This window comes from Serratia sp. UGAL515B_01 (genome assembly GCF_033095805.1).
Classification (GTDB): Bacteria; Pseudomonadota; Gammaproteobacteria; order Enterobacterales; family Enterobacteriaceae; genus Chania.
In genome coordinates this window covers 1,756,730-1,775,666 of record NZ_CP109901.1, presented here as the reverse complement: position 1 = coordinate 1,775,666, position 18,937 = coordinate 1,756,730, and the positions used below count along the sequence as shown (strand labels likewise).

Annotated in this window: 15 protein-coding genes and 1 pseudogene; 6 read left to right on the top strand and 10 right to left on the bottom strand. The window is 46.9% G+C overall.

Annotated elements, in window-relative coordinates; translation table 11 throughout:
* Positions 1-39 precede the first annotated feature (39 nt).
* Positions 40-1,221 (top strand): MalY/PatB family protein, encoded by a 1,182-nt coding sequence (locus OK023_RS08200; protein ID WP_317696773.1) that lies wholly within the window; start codon positions 40-42, stop codon positions 1,219-1,221.
* Between the two features lie 124 nt (positions 1,222-1,345).
* Here OK023_RS08200 and OK023_RS08195 read toward each other — a convergent pair whose 3' ends face one another.
* Positions 1,346-1,642 (bottom strand): YciI family protein, encoded by a 297-nt coding sequence (locus OK023_RS08195; protein WP_317696770.1) that lies wholly within the window; start codon positions 1,640-1,642, stop codon positions 1,346-1,348.
* A 275-nt stretch (positions 1,643-1,917) separates the two neighbouring features.
* On the opposite strand from OK023_RS08195, the gene tonB reads away from it, so the two are divergent.
* Positions 1,918-2,652 carry a TonB system transport protein TonB gene (gene tonB / locus OK023_RS08190; RefSeq protein WP_317696768.1) on the top strand — a complete coding sequence of 245 codons (735 nt, stop codon included), beginning with the start codon at positions 1,918-1,920 and terminating at the stop codon, positions 2,650-2,652.
* A gap of 54 nt (positions 2,653-2,706) precedes the next feature.
* Here the strand turns inward: tonB and yciA are convergent, their stop codons facing one another.
* The 3 genes from yciA to OK023_RS08175 all read right to left on the bottom strand — a co-directional run bounded on the left by yciA (position 2,707) and on the right by OK023_RS08175 (position 4,903).
* The gene (gene yciA, locus OK023_RS08185; protein ID WP_317696767.1) at positions 2,707-3,135 is read right to left on the bottom strand and encodes an acyl-CoA thioester hydrolase YciA; all 429 of its coding nucleotides are present in this window, start codon (positions 3,133-3,135) and stop codon (positions 2,707-2,709) included.
* 107 nt (positions 3,136-3,242) lie between these two features.
* A complete protein-coding gene (locus OK023_RS08180; protein ID WP_317696764.1) occupies positions 3,243-3,782 on the bottom strand; it encodes a septation protein A in 540 nt (179 codons plus the stop codon).
* A gap of 368 nt (positions 3,783-4,150) precedes the next feature.
* Positions 4,151-4,903, bottom strand: coding sequence for a YciC family protein (locus OK023_RS08175; RefSeq protein WP_317696761.1), 753 nt, complete (start codon positions 4,901-4,903; stop codon positions 4,151-4,153).
* Between the two features lie 185 nt (positions 4,904-5,088).
* On the opposite strand from OK023_RS08175, the pseudogene ompW reads away from it, so the two are divergent.
* From ompW to OK023_RS08160, 3 genes and pseudogenes are all read left to right on the top strand, one after another.
* Positions 5,089-5,655, top strand: a pseudogene (gene ompW / locus OK023_RS08170) (outer membrane protein OmpW); the annotation flags it as partial.
* Positions 5,656-5,933: 278 nt separating this feature from the next.
* Positions 5,934-7,394 (top strand): cardiolipin synthase, encoded by a 1,461-nt coding sequence (gene cls, locus OK023_RS08165; protein ID WP_317696756.1) that lies wholly within the window; start codon positions 5,934-5,936, stop codon positions 7,392-7,394.
* Positions 7,395-7,449: 55 nt separating this feature from the next.
* Positions 7,450-7,773, top strand: a complete 324-nt coding sequence (locus OK023_RS08160; RefSeq protein ID WP_317696754.1) for an HI1450 family dsDNA-mimic protein — start codon at positions 7,450-7,452, stop codon at positions 7,771-7,773.
* Positions 7,774-7,865: 92 nt separating this feature from the next.
* On the opposite strand, the gene oppF is transcribed toward OK023_RS08160, so the two are convergent.
* From oppF to OK023_RS08130, 6 genes are all read right to left on the bottom strand, one after another.
* Positions 7,866-8,864: a murein tripeptide/oligopeptide ABC transporter ATP binding protein OppF gene (oppF, locus tag OK023_RS08155; protein WP_317696752.1), complete on the bottom strand. Its 999-nt coding sequence runs from the start codon at positions 8,862-8,864 to the stop codon at positions 7,866-7,868.
* Entirely contained in the window at positions 8,861-9,877 is a 1,017-nt protein-coding gene (locus tag OK023_RS08150; protein ID WP_317696750.1) for an ABC transporter ATP-binding protein, read from the bottom strand. The genes oppF and OK023_RS08150 overlap by 4 nt, the downstream gene beginning before the upstream one ends.
* Positions 9,878-9,888: 11 nt before the next feature.
* The gene (gene oppC / locus OK023_RS08145) at positions 9,889-10,794 is read right to left on the bottom strand and encodes an oligopeptide ABC transporter permease OppC (protein ID WP_317696748.1); all 906 of its coding nucleotides are present in this window, start codon (positions 10,792-10,794) and stop codon (positions 9,889-9,891) included.
* A gap of 16 nt (positions 10,795-10,810) precedes the next feature.
* Positions 10,811-11,731, bottom strand: a complete 921-nt coding sequence (gene oppB / locus OK023_RS08140) for an oligopeptide ABC transporter permease OppB (protein ID WP_317696745.1) — start codon at positions 11,729-11,731, stop codon at positions 10,811-10,813.
* 87 nt (positions 11,732-11,818) lie between these two features.
* Positions 11,819-13,456 carry an oligopeptide ABC transporter substrate-binding protein OppA gene (gene oppA, locus OK023_RS08135; RefSeq protein WP_317696743.1) on the bottom strand — a complete coding sequence of 546 codons (1,638 nt, stop codon included), beginning with the start codon at positions 13,454-13,456 and terminating at the stop codon, positions 11,819-11,821.
* 651 nt (positions 13,457-14,107) lie between these two features.
* Positions 14,108-14,752 (bottom strand): YchE family NAAT transporter, encoded by a 645-nt coding sequence (locus tag OK023_RS08130; protein WP_317696741.1) that lies wholly within the window; start codon positions 14,750-14,752, stop codon positions 14,108-14,110.
* A 731-nt stretch (positions 14,753-15,483) separates the two neighbouring features.
* Here OK023_RS08130 and adhE point away from each other — a divergent pair.
* Positions 15,484-18,156, top strand: coding sequence for a bifunctional acetaldehyde-CoA/alcohol dehydrogenase (gene adhE, locus OK023_RS08125; RefSeq protein ID WP_317696739.1), 2,673 nt, complete (start codon positions 15,484-15,486; stop codon positions 18,154-18,156).
* Positions 18,157-18,937 lie beyond the last annotated feature (781 nt).

Here is an 18,937-nt window from a genome sequence, read left to right as displayed (position 1 = left end):
CTCGGGCGCAGACTGCTGCGCCCCTATGCGGAGTTACTCATGTTTGATTTTTCTACTCCAGTCGACCGCCATGGTACCTGGTGTACACAATGGGACTACATTGCCGACCGATTTGGCAGTGCCGACCTGCTGCCTTTTACTATCTCTGATATGGATTTCTCCACCGCTCCCTGCATACTGGACGTTTTGCAGCAACGCCTACAGCACGGCGTATTGGGTTATAGCCGCTGGCAACACGAAGACTTTCTTGGCGCAGTGAGACATTGGTATCATCAGCGATTTAATACGTCTGTCGACACTTCGCTTGCAGTATATGGCCCGTCAGTGATTTACATGGTGGCACAGATGATCCGTATCTGGTCTGAGCCAGGTGAGTATATCGTCACCCACACCCCAGCCTATGACGCTTTCTATAAGGTGGTTCTTGGGAATCAGCGTCAACTGCTTACTTGTCCCCTGAATAAAGTGGATAACGACTGGCATTGCGATATGGCCCATCTGGAGGCTTTACTGGCCCGGCCACAGACCAAGATCCTGTTGCTTTGTAGCCCACAAAATCCGACGGGCAAAGTATGGCGCCAAGAAGAGCTTCAACAAATGGCTGAACTTTGTGAACGCCACGATGTGAAAGTGATCAGCGATGAAATCCACATGGACATGGTTTGGGGGAAACATCAACATATTCCTTGGAGTCAGGTAGCAACAACATCTTGGGCACTGCTGACCTCGGGTTCTAAGACGTTCAATATTCCCGCTCTCACCGGTGCCTACGGTTTGATCAGCGATAAGCATGCACGGGAAAGTTATACCTTGGCATTAAAAAACCGCGACGGGCTCTCCTCCCCTGCGGTAATGGCAGTCGCCGCTCATATTGCCGCTTATCGTCATGGCGAACCATGGCTAGATGCTTTACGTGAATATCTGCAACAAAATCTGGCTTACGTCGCTGAACGATTACATCAGTCTTTCCCTCAACTGAACTGGCAACCGCCACAAGCAACTTACCTGGCCTGGATTGATTTAAGACCGCTAGGGATTGACGATCACCAGTTACAACAAGTGTTGATAGATCGTGAGAAAGTGGCCATCATGCCCGGCTTCACCTACGGCGAAGAAGGCCGTGGCTTCCTGCGGCTAAACATCGGTTGCCCACGCAGCAAAGTAGAAGCTGGAATGGATAAACTCATTGCCGCATTAGAATTTGTGTTAGCAAACGCCTGACTTGGTGAAAGACGAGGTGCGGGGGGCGAGCACTTCCCCCCTGTTCAAGTACACTGACGAATGGTGAGATCAACATCTCTCGCTTAGCGTTCGAAGCTTAACGCAGCCTCATCCCTCACTTACCCTAAAACACCCGCTTGAAGGGTTTTACCGTGACTTCTCCATACACGCCAGCATCGACATAAGGGTCATGTGCTGCCCATAATTGCGCCTCTTCCAATGAGGCAAATTCGGCAATCACGGTAGATCCGGTGAATCCAGCTTGGCCTGGATCATTACTGTCAACTGCTGGGTTAGGGCCAGCGGCAACAAGTCGGCCTTCGTCACGTAATGCTTGCAGACGAGCCAGATGAGCGGGACGAACTGCCAAACGTTGTTCCAGCGTATTGGGCCGGTCTTGAGCATAGATCAGATAAAGCATATTTCACCTTTAAAATCATGTTTATAAAATAGCGGTAACAAAGTAGCCTAAAACGCCATGTAAAGGAACACTGTTGTATTGCAACAATTGTTGCCAATCCAGCTTGGTTATGAATCAAATCGACTAGAAGTATTTATGCACGGTTAATTAAAGAATACGGCCTTTTACGCTCAATAACGTCAATCAGTGCCCATAAAAGCAAGAGTTCTCTTTTCCTTATTGAATATGATTGCTATTTGCATTTAGAATTGGCAAACCAGAGGAAACGAACCATTATGCTGCTAAAAAAGATGTTCCCTATTCGCCGTATTTCCGTGCCAATTGTGTTTTCCGTTGGCTTACATAGCGCTTTGGTGGCAGCTTTGCTTTATGCCTCTGCCAAAGAAGTGATAACACTGCCTAAACAGGAAGATGCTCCTGTCAGCGTCATGATGGTCAACATGGCTGCTCTGGCTGAACCTCCGCCTCCCACTGCTGCAGAGCCACAGCCACAAGAGGAAGCAGAACCGGAGCCAATTCCTGAGCCACCAGTGCCGATACCTGTAGCGCTCCCAAAACCTGTACCTGAGAAACCAAAGCCCAAACCCAAAAAACCAAAAGTTGAGAAAACTGTTCAACGTGAAATAAAAAAAACTAACACAGAAGAACCTTCCGAGTCCCAGAATCAATCGGAGGCTAAGCCAATCGATAAAGCGCCGGTCAAACAGGCTCCCTCAGCCCCAGCTCCAGGAAACTCCCTGAAAGTGGAACCGAAGGTACTGAGTCTTTCTAAACCTATATATCCTCCACGTGCTCGGGCATTGCAAATTGAAGGGAAGGTTAAGGTACTATACGATATTGACAGCGATGGACGAATAACTAACCTCCGTATCTTGTCAGCAGAACCGAGTAACATGTTTGAACGTGAAGTGAAGCAGGCAATGCGTAAATGGCGATATGAAGCAAAGCCAGCACAGAATCTGACGAAAACAATCGTTTTCAAAATAGATGGCTCTACAGACTTAAACTGATAGCGAATAAAGACAAAAGAAGGTCGTTCAAGCGACCTTCTTTCACTCGGCGATTCACTTTTGAGGGTTGGCGTTGAAGTTGGTTTTACCTTCTGGCAAAGCGCGTGGGCTGCCAACTTCATTCACCGCAACATAGGTGAAGACAGCTTCAGTCGCACGGTACCGTTGACCTATTGGAGCAGAGGAAACCTTCTTTACCCAAACTTCAATATTAACGGTAATAGAAGTCCGCCCGGTTCGTATACAGTTGGCATAACAACAGACGACATCACCAACAGCGACCGGCTTCAGGAAAGTGATCCCATCTACCCGCACGGTCACTACGCGGCCTTCCGCAATTTCTTTGGCAAGAATCGCTCCACCAATATCCATTTGCGACATTAACCAACCGCCGAAAATATCACCATTAGCATTGGTATCTGCTGGCATTGCCAGCGTTCGCAGCACCAGTTCACCACCGGGCAAAGAGAGTTGTTCTGTCATTACATCTGCTTATCAAAAATTATCAAATCATATGCCCACGGTACTCGTACTCAAATAGCCACCAGCTGCACTCACATACCGTTCAGGGACACAACCTCTATAGCCTATTATTTCTTCTGTTCTTCCTGCATATGGCGATAAATATAAATACCACTGAGCAGGGTAAAGACCAGCATCAGTGCCGTGAGGCCAAAGACTTTAAAATTCACCCAGACACTTTGTGGCAGCCAAAACGCCACATAGATATTGGCTAAACCACAGGCTAAAAAGAAAATAGCCCATGCCATATTGAGATTTCCCCACACATTATCAGGGAGCGTCAGCTCTTTACCCAACATACGTTGAATCAGCGGCTTTTTCAGCACCAGTTGGCTGATGAGTAGTGCCAAAGCAAACAGAACGTAAATCACGGTGACTTTCCACTTTATAAACAAGTCATTATGGAAAACCAGGGTTAGCGTGCCGAAAATGGCTACCATCGCGAAGGTGATCAGCGTCATCTTCTCTACCTTACGATATCTCAGCCAGGTAAATATCAAAGCCAGGGCGGTGGCTACAATTAGTGCCCCAGAGGCGACATAGATATCATAGAGTTTATAAAAAGCAAAAAAGACAATCAGTGGTAAAAAATCAAGAAACTGCTTCATAAATCAATCCATAATAAGTTTATCAGCAGACTATACCGGATTTGGCGTGTTCTGTGTACCGCAGAAAAGTGCAATGCTCGCGTACAGTTAAGGGGGGGCACAGCCTAGATGTTCATAGATGAGGCTGTTAAGAGCAACATGGCCTAACGCTTCGGCATGCAGTTGATGAATTGAGCCCTGTTTGTTACACCGTCACGTAAAGTTACGTTTGGTAGAGCGTGAAACAACGAACTTCACTACCCTGCTGGCTAGGCTTCACAAAATGAGTATAACCAGGAGCTTATTCTGATGCCCGCTCTCTCAGTTAGGCCTTACCATCTAGGAAACAAAAAAGGCACACCGTAGTGTGCCCTGCATTCAACTCTAACTTAATTGCGTAATAACATATAAAGACGATACAGATAAATCAGTAGTATCGCAGAAACCAGATTGCTCAGTGCGGTTAGAGCCACGCTGGCAACGTTAGGGGTCAAAACAGACAAATGGCTGACCATAAACAGTATCAGCAGTTTGGCAGCCAGCCAGAGCATCATTGCCGGAATGATGACTTTGGCATTAGCAAAAGCCAGCTTGCAACTCAATCTGAGTGAAGCGAATACGCCTTTTTTATCTGCAACACATACCACAGGAGCCAATGAAAACGAGATTGCCAAGATCACACCAGGTATGATGAACAGCGTCAGCCCAAGTTGAATCAGCAATGTGCAGATAAACAACAACAATAGCAAACGTGGCAATTGTGGCGCAGAAATACCAATAGCGCGCAACGCACTGGTACGCTGGCCTTCAGAAACTAGGCGAATTAGCGTCAACATTCCACCGACCAATAGCAGGTTGCCAACTAACGCAGAAAAGGTCGCTGCAGCTGACACCTTAAGCAAAACTACCTGCTGTTCTGGTGTCATTTGCTGAATGATTTCCTGAATCCCCATACCGGCGGTTGAGGTTAAATCACTCTCTGTCGCACTCAGGATCTTAAGCTGTTCAATATCCGGACTGAAAGCCTGATTGAGCAGTACAGAAATAAATGATGTCAGCAGTGCCAACAACAAGATACTGGCAGCCTGATTACGAAAAAAATTAAAACTGTCACGGTACAACGTGTTGGCCGTGATAGGCATGGAGACTCCTTGGCATCGAGAACAAAGATAAATCAGTGGGGGATTGTACCCTGTTCCGCCCCACTGTGGCACCCCATGCGTTACATAGCGCTGATATCTTGAGCCATTATTTTGTCTGTCCACGTTAAGAGCGAAGAAGAAGATACAGATAAAGGCGGCAAACCAAAATGCTCACGAGCTCTATCTTGTTTCGGGCTGGTACTGCGACAGTTCGTCCTAATGCAAGTTCAGATAATGTACTAGGACAAGGATCGTTCAACGCAAATAACGATACCCAGTTGGGCCTAACTTTCGGTTATATGGTAACAGACAATATCGGTGTTGAATTATTGGCTGCTACACCATTCCGCCATAAAGTTTCCCTGAACGGCGCCGCTGTCGACGGAACTCTTGCTACAGTTCGTCAACTACCACCCACGCTAATGGCACAATATTATTTCGGGGACAAGCAGGACAAGTTGCGACCTTATCTGGGTGTCGGTGTCAACTACACCACATTCTTCAAACAGGAATTTAACGATTACGGCAAGAGCGCAGGTCTAAGCAATCTTGACGTGAAAGACTCATGGGGTGTTGCCGGGCAGGCTGGTCTAGATTATAACCTTGATGAGCATTGGATGTTGAACATGTCTGTATGGTGGATGAACATTGAAACCAAAGTTCGTTTCGATGTTGCTGGTGCGCCAAGTCAAAGTATAGACACACGCCTGGATCCGTTCGTATTCATGTTCGGTGCAGGTTATCGATTCTAATCTACCCTGCTTAGCAAGGTTCCTTTGAACACCTTAGATTGTTGATAAAGTCCTGGTCCTAAGGTCAGGACTTTGCTCTAAAAGCCAGTGTTAAAGCAGACTGACAACCGAGCTTAAAATACTTTCACCCCATCAACTGAAAGTTGATGCATTCATTTTCATCAAGTGCCTTTAGTCAATCACTTTTATACAACTTAACGACAGAGAAAAGGTTTCACCTTTGTTGTTCTGTGCGTACACTCAATATTGGTAGCTTGCGAGTGGAATTTTTCGCCTTTATGACAACATTTTATACTGTAATGAGTTGGCTCTTGGTATTCGGTTACTGGCTGGTGATCGCGGGAGTGACACTGCGTATCCTTATGAAGCGACGTGCAGTTCCTTCAGCGATGGTTTGGCTGCTAGTTATCTACATTCTGCCATTAGTCGGTATCGTAGCCTATTTATCCTTCGGTGAATTACACTTAGGAAAACGCCGTGCTGAACGAGCCAAGGCGATGTGGCCTTCCACAGCCCGGTGGTTGAATGAGCTCAAAGAAAGTAATCGAATATTTGCAACGGACTACAGTGAAGTTGCGCGCCCATTATTCGAACTTTGCCATCGTCGGCAAGGCATTGATGGGGTCAAAGGTAACCAGTTGCAGTTGCTGACTACAACTGATGAGATATTTGATGCGCTGATCCGCGATATCGGACTGGCGCGTAATAATATTGAAATGGTGTTCTATATTTGGCAACCAGGAGGACAGGCCAACCTGGTAGCAGAGTCCTTGATGGCCGCATCACGACGTGGCGTGCATTGCCGTTTGCTGTTAGATTCCGCAGGTAGTGTGCAATTTTTCCGTAGTCCTTACCCTGCAATGATGCGCAATGCCGGTATAGAGGTCGTTGAGGCGCTTAAGGTTAGCCTTTTCCGCGTGTTCCTTCGCAGAATGGATTTGCGACAACATCGCAAAATGGTGCTGATCGATAACTACATCGCCTATACCGGCAGTATGAATATGGTCGATCCACGTTACTTTAAGCAGGATGCAGGTGTTGGCCAGTGGATTGATTTGATGGCTCGGATGGAAGGCCCCATTGCAACAAGCATGGGTATTGTGTACGCCTGCGATTGGGAGATCGAAACAGGGAGGCGTATCTTACCCCCTCCCCCTGATGTCAACATCATGCCGTTCGAACAGGAAAGCGGTCATACCATTCAGGTGATAGCCTCTGGTCCAGGGTTTCCTGATGAGATGATCCATCAAGCACTGCTGACGGCGGTTTATTCCGCTCGTGAACAGTTGATTATGACAACCCCTTATTTCGTTCCCAGTGACGATCTGTTGCACGCTATCTGCACTGCGGCATTACGAGGCGTAGACGTCAGTCTTATCGTACCGCATGACAACGATTCCATGATGGTTCGCTGGGCCAGCCATTCGTTCTTTTCAGAATTACTAGACGCAGGCGTGAAAATTTATCAGTTTAAAGGTGGGTTACTGCACACCAAGAGTGTATTGGTCGATGGTCAACTTAGCCTTGTTGGGACGGTTAATCTGGACATGCGTAGCCTATGGTTAAACTTTGAAATCACGTTGGTTATGGACGACGACGGATTTGGCAGCGAACTGGCTTGCGTACAAGATGACTATATCGCCCGTTCACAACTTTTAGATGGCAAACAATGGGCTGAACGCCCATTTTGGCATCGTATTCTGGAACGTATTTTCTACTTTTTCAGCCCACTGCTGTAAAAGCGATAACGAGCATGGTTTAATAATGCCAAATTATTTGTGACCAGGATTTTCTATGGACTTGAACAATCGCCTTACTGACGATGAAACGCTTGAGCAAGCTTACGATATATTCCTTGAGCTGGCAGGCGACAACCTTGATCCGGCAGATATTCTGCTGTTCAATTTGCAGTTTGAAGAACGCGGAGGTGCTGAGCTTTACGATCCCGCTGAAGATTGGCTTGAGCATGTGGATTACGATCTGAACCCAGACTTTTTCGCTGAAGTTGTGATTGGTCTTGCGGACAGCGATGGTGAGCCAATTAACGATGTGTTTGCACGCGTGCTGATTTGCCGCGAAAAAGATCATAAACTCTGTCACATTCTATGGAAAGAATAACCACGTCAAAAATAAAACTGCACTTTTACTGGTTGGAATTCCAACTTTCAAGGTGCAGTTCGATTAACTATTCTTCATTTAGAATCAGACAATCATAACGGGTCGACCTTCAAACAAGACACCGCATGGCGAAAACTACCTTCCAGTAACGGGCGTGTTTTTGCACACTCCGGCCCAGCAATCGGACAGCGGGTGCGGAATACGCAACCGGAAGGTGGATTAATTGGCGATGGCAACTCTCCCTCCAGCAGTTGGATCTGTTTTTGCTTTTGTTTATCCGGGTCAGGGATCGGCACAGCAGACATCAACGCCTTGGTATAAGGATGTTGCGGGTTGTGGTAAACCTCGTCATAGGTTCCCAGTTCCACTGCGTGGCCTAGGTACATCACCAGCACACGATCGGAAATATGCTTCACTACCGCCAGATCGTGGGCAATAAAGATCAATGACAGTCCCATTTCTCGCTGTAGTTGCTGCAACAAATTCACCACTTGCGCCTGAATGGAAACATCCAGTGCAGAAACAGGCTCATCGCAGATCACCAGTTTAGGTTCCAGTATCAAGGCCCGAGCAATACCAATTCGCTGACACTGTCCACCTGAAAACTCGTGCGGATAACGGTTGATCAAATTTGGTAATAAACCAACTTTCATCATCATCGTCTTAACTTTGTCCTTCACTTCCTGGCGTGGCATTTTAGGATTATAGGTACGTAACGGTTCGGCAATGATATCGCCAATCGTCATACGTGGATTAAGTGAAGCCAACGGATCCTGAAAAATCATCTGAATGTCACAGCGGGTTTTACGCCAATCCGCTTCATTCATTCCCAGTAAATCTTTACCCAACCAGGTAACGCTACCGCTGGTCGCCTTCACCAGACCAATAATGGCGCGAGCGAAGGTGGACTTTCCGCAGCCAGACTCGCCAACGACACCGAGCGTTTCCCCCTCAAACAGGCGTAATGTAACCCCATCAACAGCCTTTAACGTCTTTGGTGCCTGCCAAAACCACTGCTTATCATCATGAATGTCGAAATGAACCTTCAGGTCTACGACTTCAAGTAACGCTCTTTTATCGGTTGCAGTCATACCAGGGCCTCCTCCGGCTTAAAGCAGGCACGAAGGCGCCCTTCACCAAACTGCTCCAAAGGCGGAGTACTCAAGCACTGTTCCATCGCATAAGGGCAACGCGGTTGGAACGGGCATCCCTTTGGTAAACGCAGTAAATTTGGTGGGTTACCAGGAATGGTCATTAACGTTTCACCTTCAGCATCTAGACGAGGCACGGCATTAAGCAGGCCGATAGAGTACGGGTGACTCGGGTGGTAGAACACATCACGGGCGCTGCCATATTCCATGGTGCGTCCGGCATACATGACCAGTACCTTGTTACAAATCCCGGCTACAACGCCTAAATCATGGGTAATCATAATGATTGCCGTATTAAACTCACGTTTGAGTTCGTTCAATAGTGTCATGATTTGCGCCTGTACGGTAACATCCAGCGCAGTGGTCGGTTCATCAGCAATCAGAAGTTTCGGTCGGCATAACAGTGCCATTGCAATCATCACCCGCTGACGCATTCCCCCTGAAAACTCATGCGGAAACATACGCATGCGTTTACGCGCCTCTGGCATTTTTACAGCATCCAACATGCGTACAGACTCTTCAAACGCTGCGCTTTTGCTCATTTTTTTATGCAGCATCAGTACTTCCATCAGTTGTTCCCCCACGCGCATATAGGGGTTCAGCGACGTCATTGGATCTTGAAATATCATAGATATTTCTTCGGCCCGTAGCTTATTGAGCTCATTTTCCGGCAAGTTAAGGATTTCTCGACCATGAAACTTTGCCGAGCCAGCAATACGACCATTGCTGGCCAGCAATCCCATCAGTGCAAAAGCAGTCTGTGATTTCCCCGAACCAGACTCCCCAACAATACCCAGGGTTTCTCCTGCACGTAGATCGAAGTTCAGGTCATTTACTGCCGTAACATCGCCATCGGGTGTGGAAAAAGTTACACGCAGGTCTTTTACGTCCAGCAGCAATGGCGTTCCAGCATCACATTCTGTTTGCCATACTTGCTTGTCAATAATGTTCATGATTGCACTCCTTAGCGATCTTTCGGGTCGAGGGCGTCACGTAAACCATCGCCGATAAAGTTGAAACAAAAAAGAGTGACAACCAGGAAACCCACTGGAAACAGCAGCAACCACGGTGAAACTTCCATCGAGTTGGCTCCATCGCTTAATAAGGCCCCCCAACTGCTCAGTGGTTCTTGTGTTCCTAATCCCAGAAAACTCAGGAAGGATTCAAACAGGATCATGCTGGGTACCAAAAGTGATGCGTAAACGACCACCACACCCAACACGTTTGGCACAATGTGACGCAGCACGATACTGCGAGTCGATACACCGCACACCAAAGCGGCTTCGATAAACTCTTTGCGCTTCAGACTCAACGTCTGACCGCGCACAATACGCGCCATGTCCAACCAGGAAACCATGCCTATCGCCACAAAGATCAGCAGAATATTTTGCCCGAAGAAGGTCACCAGCAGGATCACAAAGAACATAAATGGGAAGGAATTGAGGACCTCCAGTAAACGCATCATGACAGAGTCCGTTTTACCACCCAGATAACCCGACAGGGAACCGTATAATGTACCTACTACAACAGCAATCAGCGCTGCCGCCACACCAACCATCAGCGAGACACGTCCGCCTATGGCCACTCGCACCAATAAATCACGCCCCGAGGAATCGGTGCCAAAGTAATGTGCCGATCCCCATTCCGGCGGGAATGACATCATGCTCCAATCAGTATCATCGTAGGTAAAAGGCGATAACCAAGGTGCGCAGATCACAAACAGGGTAATCAGCGCCAAAACAAATAGGCTGGTCACCGCCGCGCGGTTATGCATAAAACGGCGACGCGCATCTTGCCACAGGCTGCGCCCTTCAACTTCAAGTTTGGCACTGAAATTCTCCAGAGCTTCGCTGTTCTTTTTTGTCAACATCTTGCGTGCTCCAGAATTAGTAACGGATTTTCGGATCGATCACGGCATACAGCACATCAACGATCGCGTTGAACAATATGGTTAAACCGCCAACCAGAATGGTCAGGCTCAGTACCAATGAGTAGTCCCGGTTTAATGCACCGTTCACAAATAATTGCCCAATACCGGGTAAACCGAAGATAGTTTCGATCACCATCGAACCGGTGATAATCCCAACAAAGGCGGGGCCTAAATAGGACAGCACTGGCAGCATCGCGGGCTTTAGCGCATGGCGAAAAATGATACGCCGCATCGGCAGCCCTTTCGCTCGCGCAGTGCGGATAAAGTTGGAGTGCAATACTTCAATCATCGAACCACGGGTTATACGTGCGATGCTGGCAATATACGACAGAGAGAGAGCAACCATCGGCAGGATAATGAACTTAGGTGCCCCACCATTCCATCCGCCTCCGGGTAACCATTTCAGTGTAATAGCAAAAATCAGTACCAATAACGGCGCCACCACAAAGCTGGGGATCACGACCCCGGTCATGGCAAACCCCATTACCGTATAGTCCCACTTGGTATTCTGATTCAAGGCGGCAACAACCCCCGCACTCACTCCCAATATCACCGCCAAGAGGAAAGCGGCAAAACCCAGTTTGGCAGAGACTGGAAATGAGGCTGCGACCAAGTCATTCACCGTATAATCTTTGTATTTAAACGAAGGGCCAAAATCCCCTTGTGACAGTTGCGCCAAATAATGACCATACTGTTTCCAGATCGGATCGTTGAGATGGTATTTCGCTTCGATATTAGCCATCACTTCAGGCGGCAGCGCACGCTCTCCGGTGAAAGGGCTGCCGGGGGCGAGACGCATCATAAAGAATGAAATGGTGATAAGGATAAATAGTGTCGGGATCGCCTCTAACAGGCGACGAATTATAAATTTAAGCATTGCCCTAACCCTGTGCTTCAGCCTGATAACGGCTTATTGTTCTTAACGTGGGCAGGCAGCCTTTGCAGCCTGCCTGCCCTTACCGCATCAATGCTTGATGATGTACAGGTTTTTTTGGTACACATTATCAAGCGGGTCTTTACCGGTGTAGCCGCCAACGTAAGGTTTCACCAGACGAGCATTGACATAGTAATAGATCGGAACAATAGCAGAATCTTTATCCAATTGGGTTTCGGCTTGCTGGTAAAGTGCTATGCGTTCATCTTTGGTTTTGGCCGATATGGCCTTAGCCATTATTTGGTCGAAAGCAGCGCTTTTATAGTGAGGCGTGTTGTTGCTGCTGTCTGAAACCATCATATTCAGGAAGGAGCTCGGCTCGTTGTAATCGGCACACCAAGCAGCTCTAGAAACGTCATAATTGCCCTGATGGCGGCTATCCAGGAAGGTCTTCCACTCCTGATTTACCAGTTTCACTTCCACACCCAGGTTTTTCTTCCAAATAGAAGCTGCAGCGATTGCCAATTTTTTGTGCAGATCGGAAGTGTTGTATAACAACGAAAAGGTCAGCGGTTTATCTGGGCCATAACCTGCCTCAGCCAGCAGTCTCTTTGCCTCTTCGTTGCGTTTTTCCTGTGTCCAACCGAACCATTCAGGCGGTGTTAATTTCGCACCATCGGTATACGGCGGAGTAAAACCATAAGCTGGCACGTCACCCTGGTTCTTCACTTTATTGGTAATGATATCGCGGTCCATCCCCAGCTTGAGCGCTTCACGCACGCGAGCATCGGTAAATGGTGCTTTCTGGTTGTTGATCTCGTAATAGTAGGAACACAAGTAAGGATCAACATGAACTTCGTCTGGGATCTCTTTTTTAAGCTTCTGGAACAATTCGATCGGCAAATTGTTATACGTCATGTCGATTTCGCCAGTACGATAACGGTTCACGTCTGTAACTTCTGAGGAAATTGGTAGGAAGGTGACCTTATTAATAATAGTTTTCGCGTTGTCCCAATACTCCGGGTTACGTTCAAGCACAATGCGTTCGTTAACCACCCAGTCTTTCAGCTTATAGGCACCATTACTGACATAATTCTGTGGCAGCGTCCATTTCTCACCAAACTTCTCAACGACGTCTTTATACACAGGCTTCATCGCATAGTGCGGGGTCATTTCTACCAGATAAGGCACCGGTTCGGTCAGGGTGACCTGGAAGGTATGGTCGTCGAGTGCCTTTACGCCCAGCGTGGATTTATCTTTTTTACCGGCAATAATGTCGTCAACGTTTTCTACGTGAGCATACTGCAGGTAGCTGGCATAAGGGGACGCAGTTTTAGGATCGACAATACGCTGCCAGCTATAAACAAAATCCTGTGCCGTTACCGGCTGACCGTTCGACCACTTGGCATCTTTGCGCAGGTGGAATGTCCACACTTTAAAATCTTTGTTATCCCAACGTTCGGCAACACCCGGTACAATTGAACCATCCAAATCATTGTTCGCCAGCCCTTCAAGCAGATCGCGGGTAATATTGTTCTCTGGTACACCTTCTATTTTATGCGGATCAAGAGATTGCACTTCTGAACCGTTGTTTCTAACAATTTCCTGTTTCTCTGCCAACTGAACGCCCGCAGGTACATCAGCAGCTAATACATTTCCAGTTGCTATAACACCTAACGCAACAATAATGCCTGCAGCCAGGTGTGATTTTTTCGTGATGTTGATCATTTATAACCTCCCATTTTTATTATCACAGATCCGACGAGGGATCTGCGTTGCCCATTAATCAGGTGCTGTTGTGGTTTAAGTGCCGTGGAACGATACCGTCGTGCCTGGCTCTGCATTACCCGCCATAGCTGGGCACCGGTCATTCACTTCGTTACTTTTGATGAAATTGCGGAGCATTTCACTTTTGCCTACTTCACCACCAGCAAAATGCCTCTACAATTGTCGATGGAAATTAGAACAATAATGTTAAAACTAAAGTAAATTTCGTGCCGGCATAGCGTAGATTGGCACGTAAAACCACCTAAAATAGATACTTAGTTTACAATATGCACAATTCAAAGAATAAACACTTTCTTATTATGGATTGCACTCTAATATCATCTGCAATGATATGAAACAACCCCCCCAGGATACAGTGGACAAATTTTCAGCATCTATTAGGTTTTTAGGGCAAGAAACGGGAAGAGTAAGGCATTAGCAGGGTTATATAGCTTCCTCCTTCAATGCATGGCCCAGCTATTTTTTAACAGCTCTTTGGGGTTTACGAACCCCAAAGAGCTTACTCGGATAAGTGACTGAGGTGACAACACCGTTAGAGCTTGCATGATGACAGGTACAAAAGCCTATCGGCGTTCCGCATCATAGTTGTGGTTATAATAATCCGGGGAATATGGCCTTGATGCCTGTGACAATAAACTCGATGCCCAATGCCATTAGCAATAATCCCATGATTCGCGTAATAACGTTGATACCAGTCTGACCAAGTAGGCGTACCAATAACGGAGCGGCCCTAAACAAAAGCCAACAACAAAAGGCGAACAAGGCAACCGCAAGGCTAAAACCTAACAGGTTTGGCCAACTGTGATATCGTGAACTCCAAACGATGGTTGAACTAATTGCCCCTGGACCTGCCATCAATGGCAATGCCAAGGGGACAACCCCGATGCTTTCACGAATTGCACTTTCTGACTTTTCCTGCTTGTTCTGTTTGTCTTCACCCAATTTGCCGCTGATCATCGACATAGCAATACTGACTACCAGTATTCCACCGGCAATACGGAACGAATCTATGGAAATACCAAACACGCGCAGTATCGCCTCCCCCAAAAACAGCGACGTCCACAAAATAATTGCTACCGATAGGTTGGCCGTCAGGTTGGTTTTGTTACGTCCAGCCTCCGCCTGATAACTGGTCATACTGATAAATACCGGTAGAATACCTACAGGGTTTACCAGTGCAAACAAGCCAACAAAAAACTTAATGTAGCCGGAAAAATCCAACATAGATTGGCCCACGAAGAACTCCGCATTTAATAGCTGTAAAAAGAGAGGCTGCTGATGCGTGCTAATGTAATAGAATTGAGTCGGGTAATCCATCCACATACCAACAGCATTTCTCCTACCTCGTTATATTGTTACAAAACAATTATTGATCTCCCCCAAATCATTTCGAACAGCGGCTACACATGGGCGATAAGGCTCTTTAACCCGGTGTGTACGATAAATAAAATATCTGGAGCAAATGACCAAACTCTATCGGAAGCAGATTTGAGCACTAGTTGAGCACTGCATGCCGCTTCCAGAAAGGAATGAAGCCTTCATATTGGCCAAATAAACAACAAACACTGCTACATAGTGTAGAACGACGATTATCGTCATTAGGGTTTTAAGTGTGAAAACGTGAACAACAACCATCTTGTTGATAATTGTTCTCAAAATGGCAAGCTGAATGGTGTCAGCATGACCTTTTTATGATTTAAATCACAAAATATCTCTTTAGGAATAGTTAAGATCACTGAAAGTAGCCAGAAGCAAAGAAGATGTCGAATATGATAATCGGTGATTTGGCTCTGCCTCCCAATAAAATCATTCCGATAGTCTGTAAAGCTCTTTAAGTAAATCAGCAACACGGGTCACTAAAAACGGGAACCCATAGCTTTTCACAGGCATCGTATCCTCCCTCTGCCTATACTAGTTGCTCGAACGGCTTATTTACTGAAAGAGTTTAACATTATCAGGAGAGCATTATGGCTGTAACGAATGTCGCCGAACTGAACGAGTTAGTAGCACGTGTCAAAAAAGCCCAGCGCGAGTATGCCAACTTCTCACAAGAGCAAGTGGATAAAATTTTTCGCGCCGCAGCCCTCGCCGCTGCTGATGCACGTATTCCGCTAGCTAAAATGGCCGTTGATGAATCAGGTATGGGGATTGTTGAAGATAAAGTCATTAAAAACCACTTCGCATCTGAATATATTTATAACGCCTATAAAGATGAGAAAACCTGCGGTATTCTCTCCGAAGACGACACTTTTGGCACTATCACCATTGCTGAACCGATTGGCCTGATTTGTGGCATCGTTCCTACCACTAATCCAACGTCTACCGCCATTTTCAAAGCTCTTATCAGCTTAAAAACACGTAACGGTATCATTTTCTCCCCACACCCTCGTGCTAAAAATGCCACTAATAAAGCGGCAGACATCGTTCTGCAGGCGGCTATCGCTGCTGGAGCACCAAAAGACATTATAGGCTGGATCGATCAACCTACTGTTGATCTGTCCAACCAATTAATGCACCACCCTGATATCAATTTGATATTGGCAACAGGTGGGCCTGGTATGGTTAAGGCCGCATACAGCTCGGGTAAACCCGCCATTGGTGTCGGTGCTGGTAACACGCCCGTCGTTGTTGATGAAACTGCGGACATTAAGCGTGTTGTAGCTTCAATCCTGATGTCAAAAACCTTCGACAGTGGCGTGATTTGCGCTTCTGAACAATCGGTTATCGTAGTCGACTCCGTTTATGAGGCTGTTCGCCAACGTTTTGCTTCACATGGTGGTTACCTGTTGCAAGGCAAAGAGTTGAAAGCAGTACAAGACATCATTCTGAAGAACGGTGCCCTTAACGCCGCGATTGTTGGCCAGTCTGCGGTTAAAATCGCCGAAATGGCTGGCATCAGCGTGCCCGCTAATACTAAAATCCTGATCGGTGAAGTGAAATTAGTTGATGAATCTGAACCTTTCGCGCACGAAAAATTATCACCTACCTTGGCAATGTATCGAGCCAAAGATTTCGAAGACGCCGTCAGCAAAGCAGAGAAATTGGTTGCCATGGGCGGCATTGGCCACACTTCTTGCTTGTATACCGATCAGGATAACCAGGATCAGCGTGTTACCTACTTTGGCGAAAAGATGAAGACTGCACGTATCCTTATTAATACTCCTGCTTCTCAGGGGGGGATCGGCGATCTGTATAATTTTAAACTCGCTCCGTCACTGACGTTAGGCTGCGGTTCATGGGGTGGAAACTCTATCTCTGAAAACGTTGGCCCAAAACACTTGATCAACAAGAAAACGGTAGCGAAGCGAGCAGAAAACATGTTGTGGCACAAACTTCCCAAATCAATCTATTTCCGCCGTGGCTCACTGCCTATCGCGTTGGAAGAAGTGGCTTCCGATGGTGCAAAGCGTGCTTTCATCGTTACAGACCGTTACCTGTTCAATAACGGCTATGCCGACCAGATCACCAACGTTCTGAAATCGCACGGTATTGAAACTGAAGTGTTCTTTGAAGTAGAAGCTGACCCGACGCTGAGTATCGTTCGTAAAGGTGCTGAGCAAATGAATCTCTTCAAACCAGACGTGATCATTGCGCTTGGTGGTGGTTCACCAATGGATGCCGCAAAAATTATGTGGGTATTGTATGAGCATCCCGAAACCCATTTTGAAGATCTGGCGCTACGCTTTATGGATATCCGTAAGCGTATCTACAAGTTCCCGAAAATGGGCGTGAAAGCGAAGATGGTCGCGGTCACTACTACTTCAGGTACCGGTTCCGAAGTCACCCCGTTCGCCGTTGTGACCGATGATGCTACTGGCCAGAAATACCCATTGGCAGACTATGCTCTGACGCCGGATATGGCTATCGTAGACGCCAACCTGGTAATGAACATGCCTAAATCCCTGTGTGCCTTCGGTGGCTTGGATGCAGTCACTCATGCGTTGGAAGCCTATGTGTCTGTTCTAGCCAATGAATACTCCGATGGCCAGGCGTTGCAAGCCCTGAAACTGCTGAAAGAATATCTACCAGCCAGCTATAAAGAAGGGGCGAAAAATCCAGTTGCCCGCGAACGTGTTCACAACGCTGCAACTATCGCTGGTATTGCATTCGCTAACGCCTTCCTTGGAGTATGCCACTCAATGGCCCACAAACTGGGTTCAGAGTTCCATATTCCACATGGCTTGGCTAATGCCATGTTGATTTCTAATGTTATCCGCTATAACGCCAACGATAATCCAACCAAGCAGACCGCATTCAGCCAGTATGACCGCCCACAGGCGCGTCGTCGCTATGCAGAGATCGCAGACCACCTCGGCCTGAGTGCCCCCGGTGATCGTACCGCTCAGAAAATCGAAAAACTTCTGAAATGGTTGGATGAAATCAAAGCGGAATTAGGTATCCCTGCGTCTATCCGTGAGGCTGGTGTGCAAGAAGCCGATTTCCTAGCGAAAGTCGACAAACTGTCTGAAGATGCGTTTGATGACCAATGTACTGGTGCAAACCCTCGTTATCCATTGATCGCTGAACTTAAGCAAATCATGTTGGATACTTTCTATGGTCGCGAATTCAGTGAAGCGACAGAAGAAGCTGCGGTGGCCACGCCTGTTGCCGCTAAAGCAGAAAAAAAGTCTAAGAAATAACCTTTATCTGCGTTGACGCTTAGTATTTGTCAACCAAACGCTAAAGATGGCCGCAACGGTTAACCTTGCGGCCTATTTTTTGGCTTTGTCTAATAGTTGACCTAAATATTCGAATTATCTAAAAGCGGGCAACACACAGCCCTGAAGAGAACGACTAACAAAACAACAGGCTTCCTACTTGAAGTATTACGGGTCCAGTATGCCAACCCCTAAGGCTATTCAGCCTGAGCAGCGTTAACCATTATAACTCCTTACGTCATGCCCTTTTCAATCTGTTACCACGAGACGCTGAATTAACTGATGTCCTTTGTTATAGCAAGCAAGGGCTTTCAACTGGCTTGGGATTCATTCAAAATGCAACCTGTCGTTCCCCTATTCATATGCGTCCAAAACACATTAGATGCCTCTTTATAACGAAAATTGTATCAGATTTCGCCCTTCTCACTCATACAGGTTATCAGCTTGTTTGCAACTCATCGACGTATCCCAAGATGTAAAAAGGTTTTATGCTTCCTTTCCTATTCCTATCAGCTCTTACCATGCTTGTGACATACCATCGTGCGAAGTAAAGTAACCTAAACGCGTTCAAACGCCACTGAAAGTCGTTGAGCACCGTGCAAGGCGTAAGCCTTCGAAACAGTCTGCCAAATAAATCGACGATATGTTCAAATGCTACCTACCACTGGGTAGTATCCAAAAAACCTATATCCAGTATTGTCAGGCTATTGGTTCTGCCACCTCATCTCGGACAATTAAGCAACACAGTCTAATTATGAAAAGC

Excerpts from the sequence above, each read along its gene's own strand:
- OK023_RS08150 (WP_317696750.1), bottom strand. The coding sequence starts at position 9,877 with ATGAACATTATTGACAAGCAAGTATGGCAAACAGAATGTGATGCTGGA.
- OK023_RS08160 (WP_317696754.1), top strand. The coding sequence starts at position 7,450 with ATGGACTTGAACAATCGCCTTACTGACGATGAAACGCTTGAGCAAGCT.
- OK023_RS08200 (WP_317696773.1), top strand. The coding sequence starts at position 40 with ATGTTTGATTTTTCTACTCCAGTCGACCGCCATGGTACCTGGTGTACA.
- OK023_RS08180 (WP_317696764.1), bottom strand. The coding sequence starts at position 3,782 with ATGAAGCAGTTTCTTGATTTTTTACCACTGATTGTCTTTTTTGCTTTT.
- adhE (WP_317696739.1), top strand. The coding sequence starts at position 15,484 with ATGGCTGTAACGAATGTCGCCGAACTGAACGAGTTAGTAGCACGTGTC.
- oppC (WP_317696748.1), bottom strand. The coding sequence starts at position 10,794 with ATGTTGACAAAAAAGAACAGCGAAGCTCTGGAGAATTTCAGTGCCAAA.
- OK023_RS08175 (WP_317696761.1), bottom strand. The coding sequence starts at position 4,903 with ATGCCTATCACGGCCAACACGTTGTACCGTGACAGTTTTAATTTTTTT.
- yciA (WP_317696767.1), bottom strand. The coding sequence starts at position 3,135 with ATGACAGAACAACTCTCTTTGCCCGGTGGTGAACTGGTGCTGCGAACG.
- oppB (WP_317696745.1), bottom strand. The coding sequence starts at position 11,731 with ATGCTTAAATTTATAATTCGTCGCCTGTTAGAGGCGATCCCGACACTA.
- cls (WP_317696756.1), top strand. The coding sequence starts at position 5,934 with ATGACAACATTTTATACTGTAATGAGTTGGCTCTTGGTATTCGGTTAC.
- tonB (WP_317696768.1), top strand. The coding sequence starts at position 1,918 with ATGCTGCTAAAAAAGATGTTCCCTATTCGCCGTATTTCCGTGCCAATT.
- oppA (WP_317696743.1), bottom strand. The coding sequence starts at position 13,456 with ATGATCAACATCACGAAAAAATCACACCTGGCTGCAGGCATTATTGTT.
- OK023_RS08195 (WP_317696770.1), bottom strand. The coding sequence starts at position 1,642 with ATGCTTTATCTGATCTATGCTCAAGACCGGCCCAATACGCTGGAACAA.
- oppF (WP_317696752.1), bottom strand. The coding sequence starts at position 8,864 with ATGACTGCAACCGATAAAAGAGCGTTACTTGAAGTCGTAGACCTGAAG.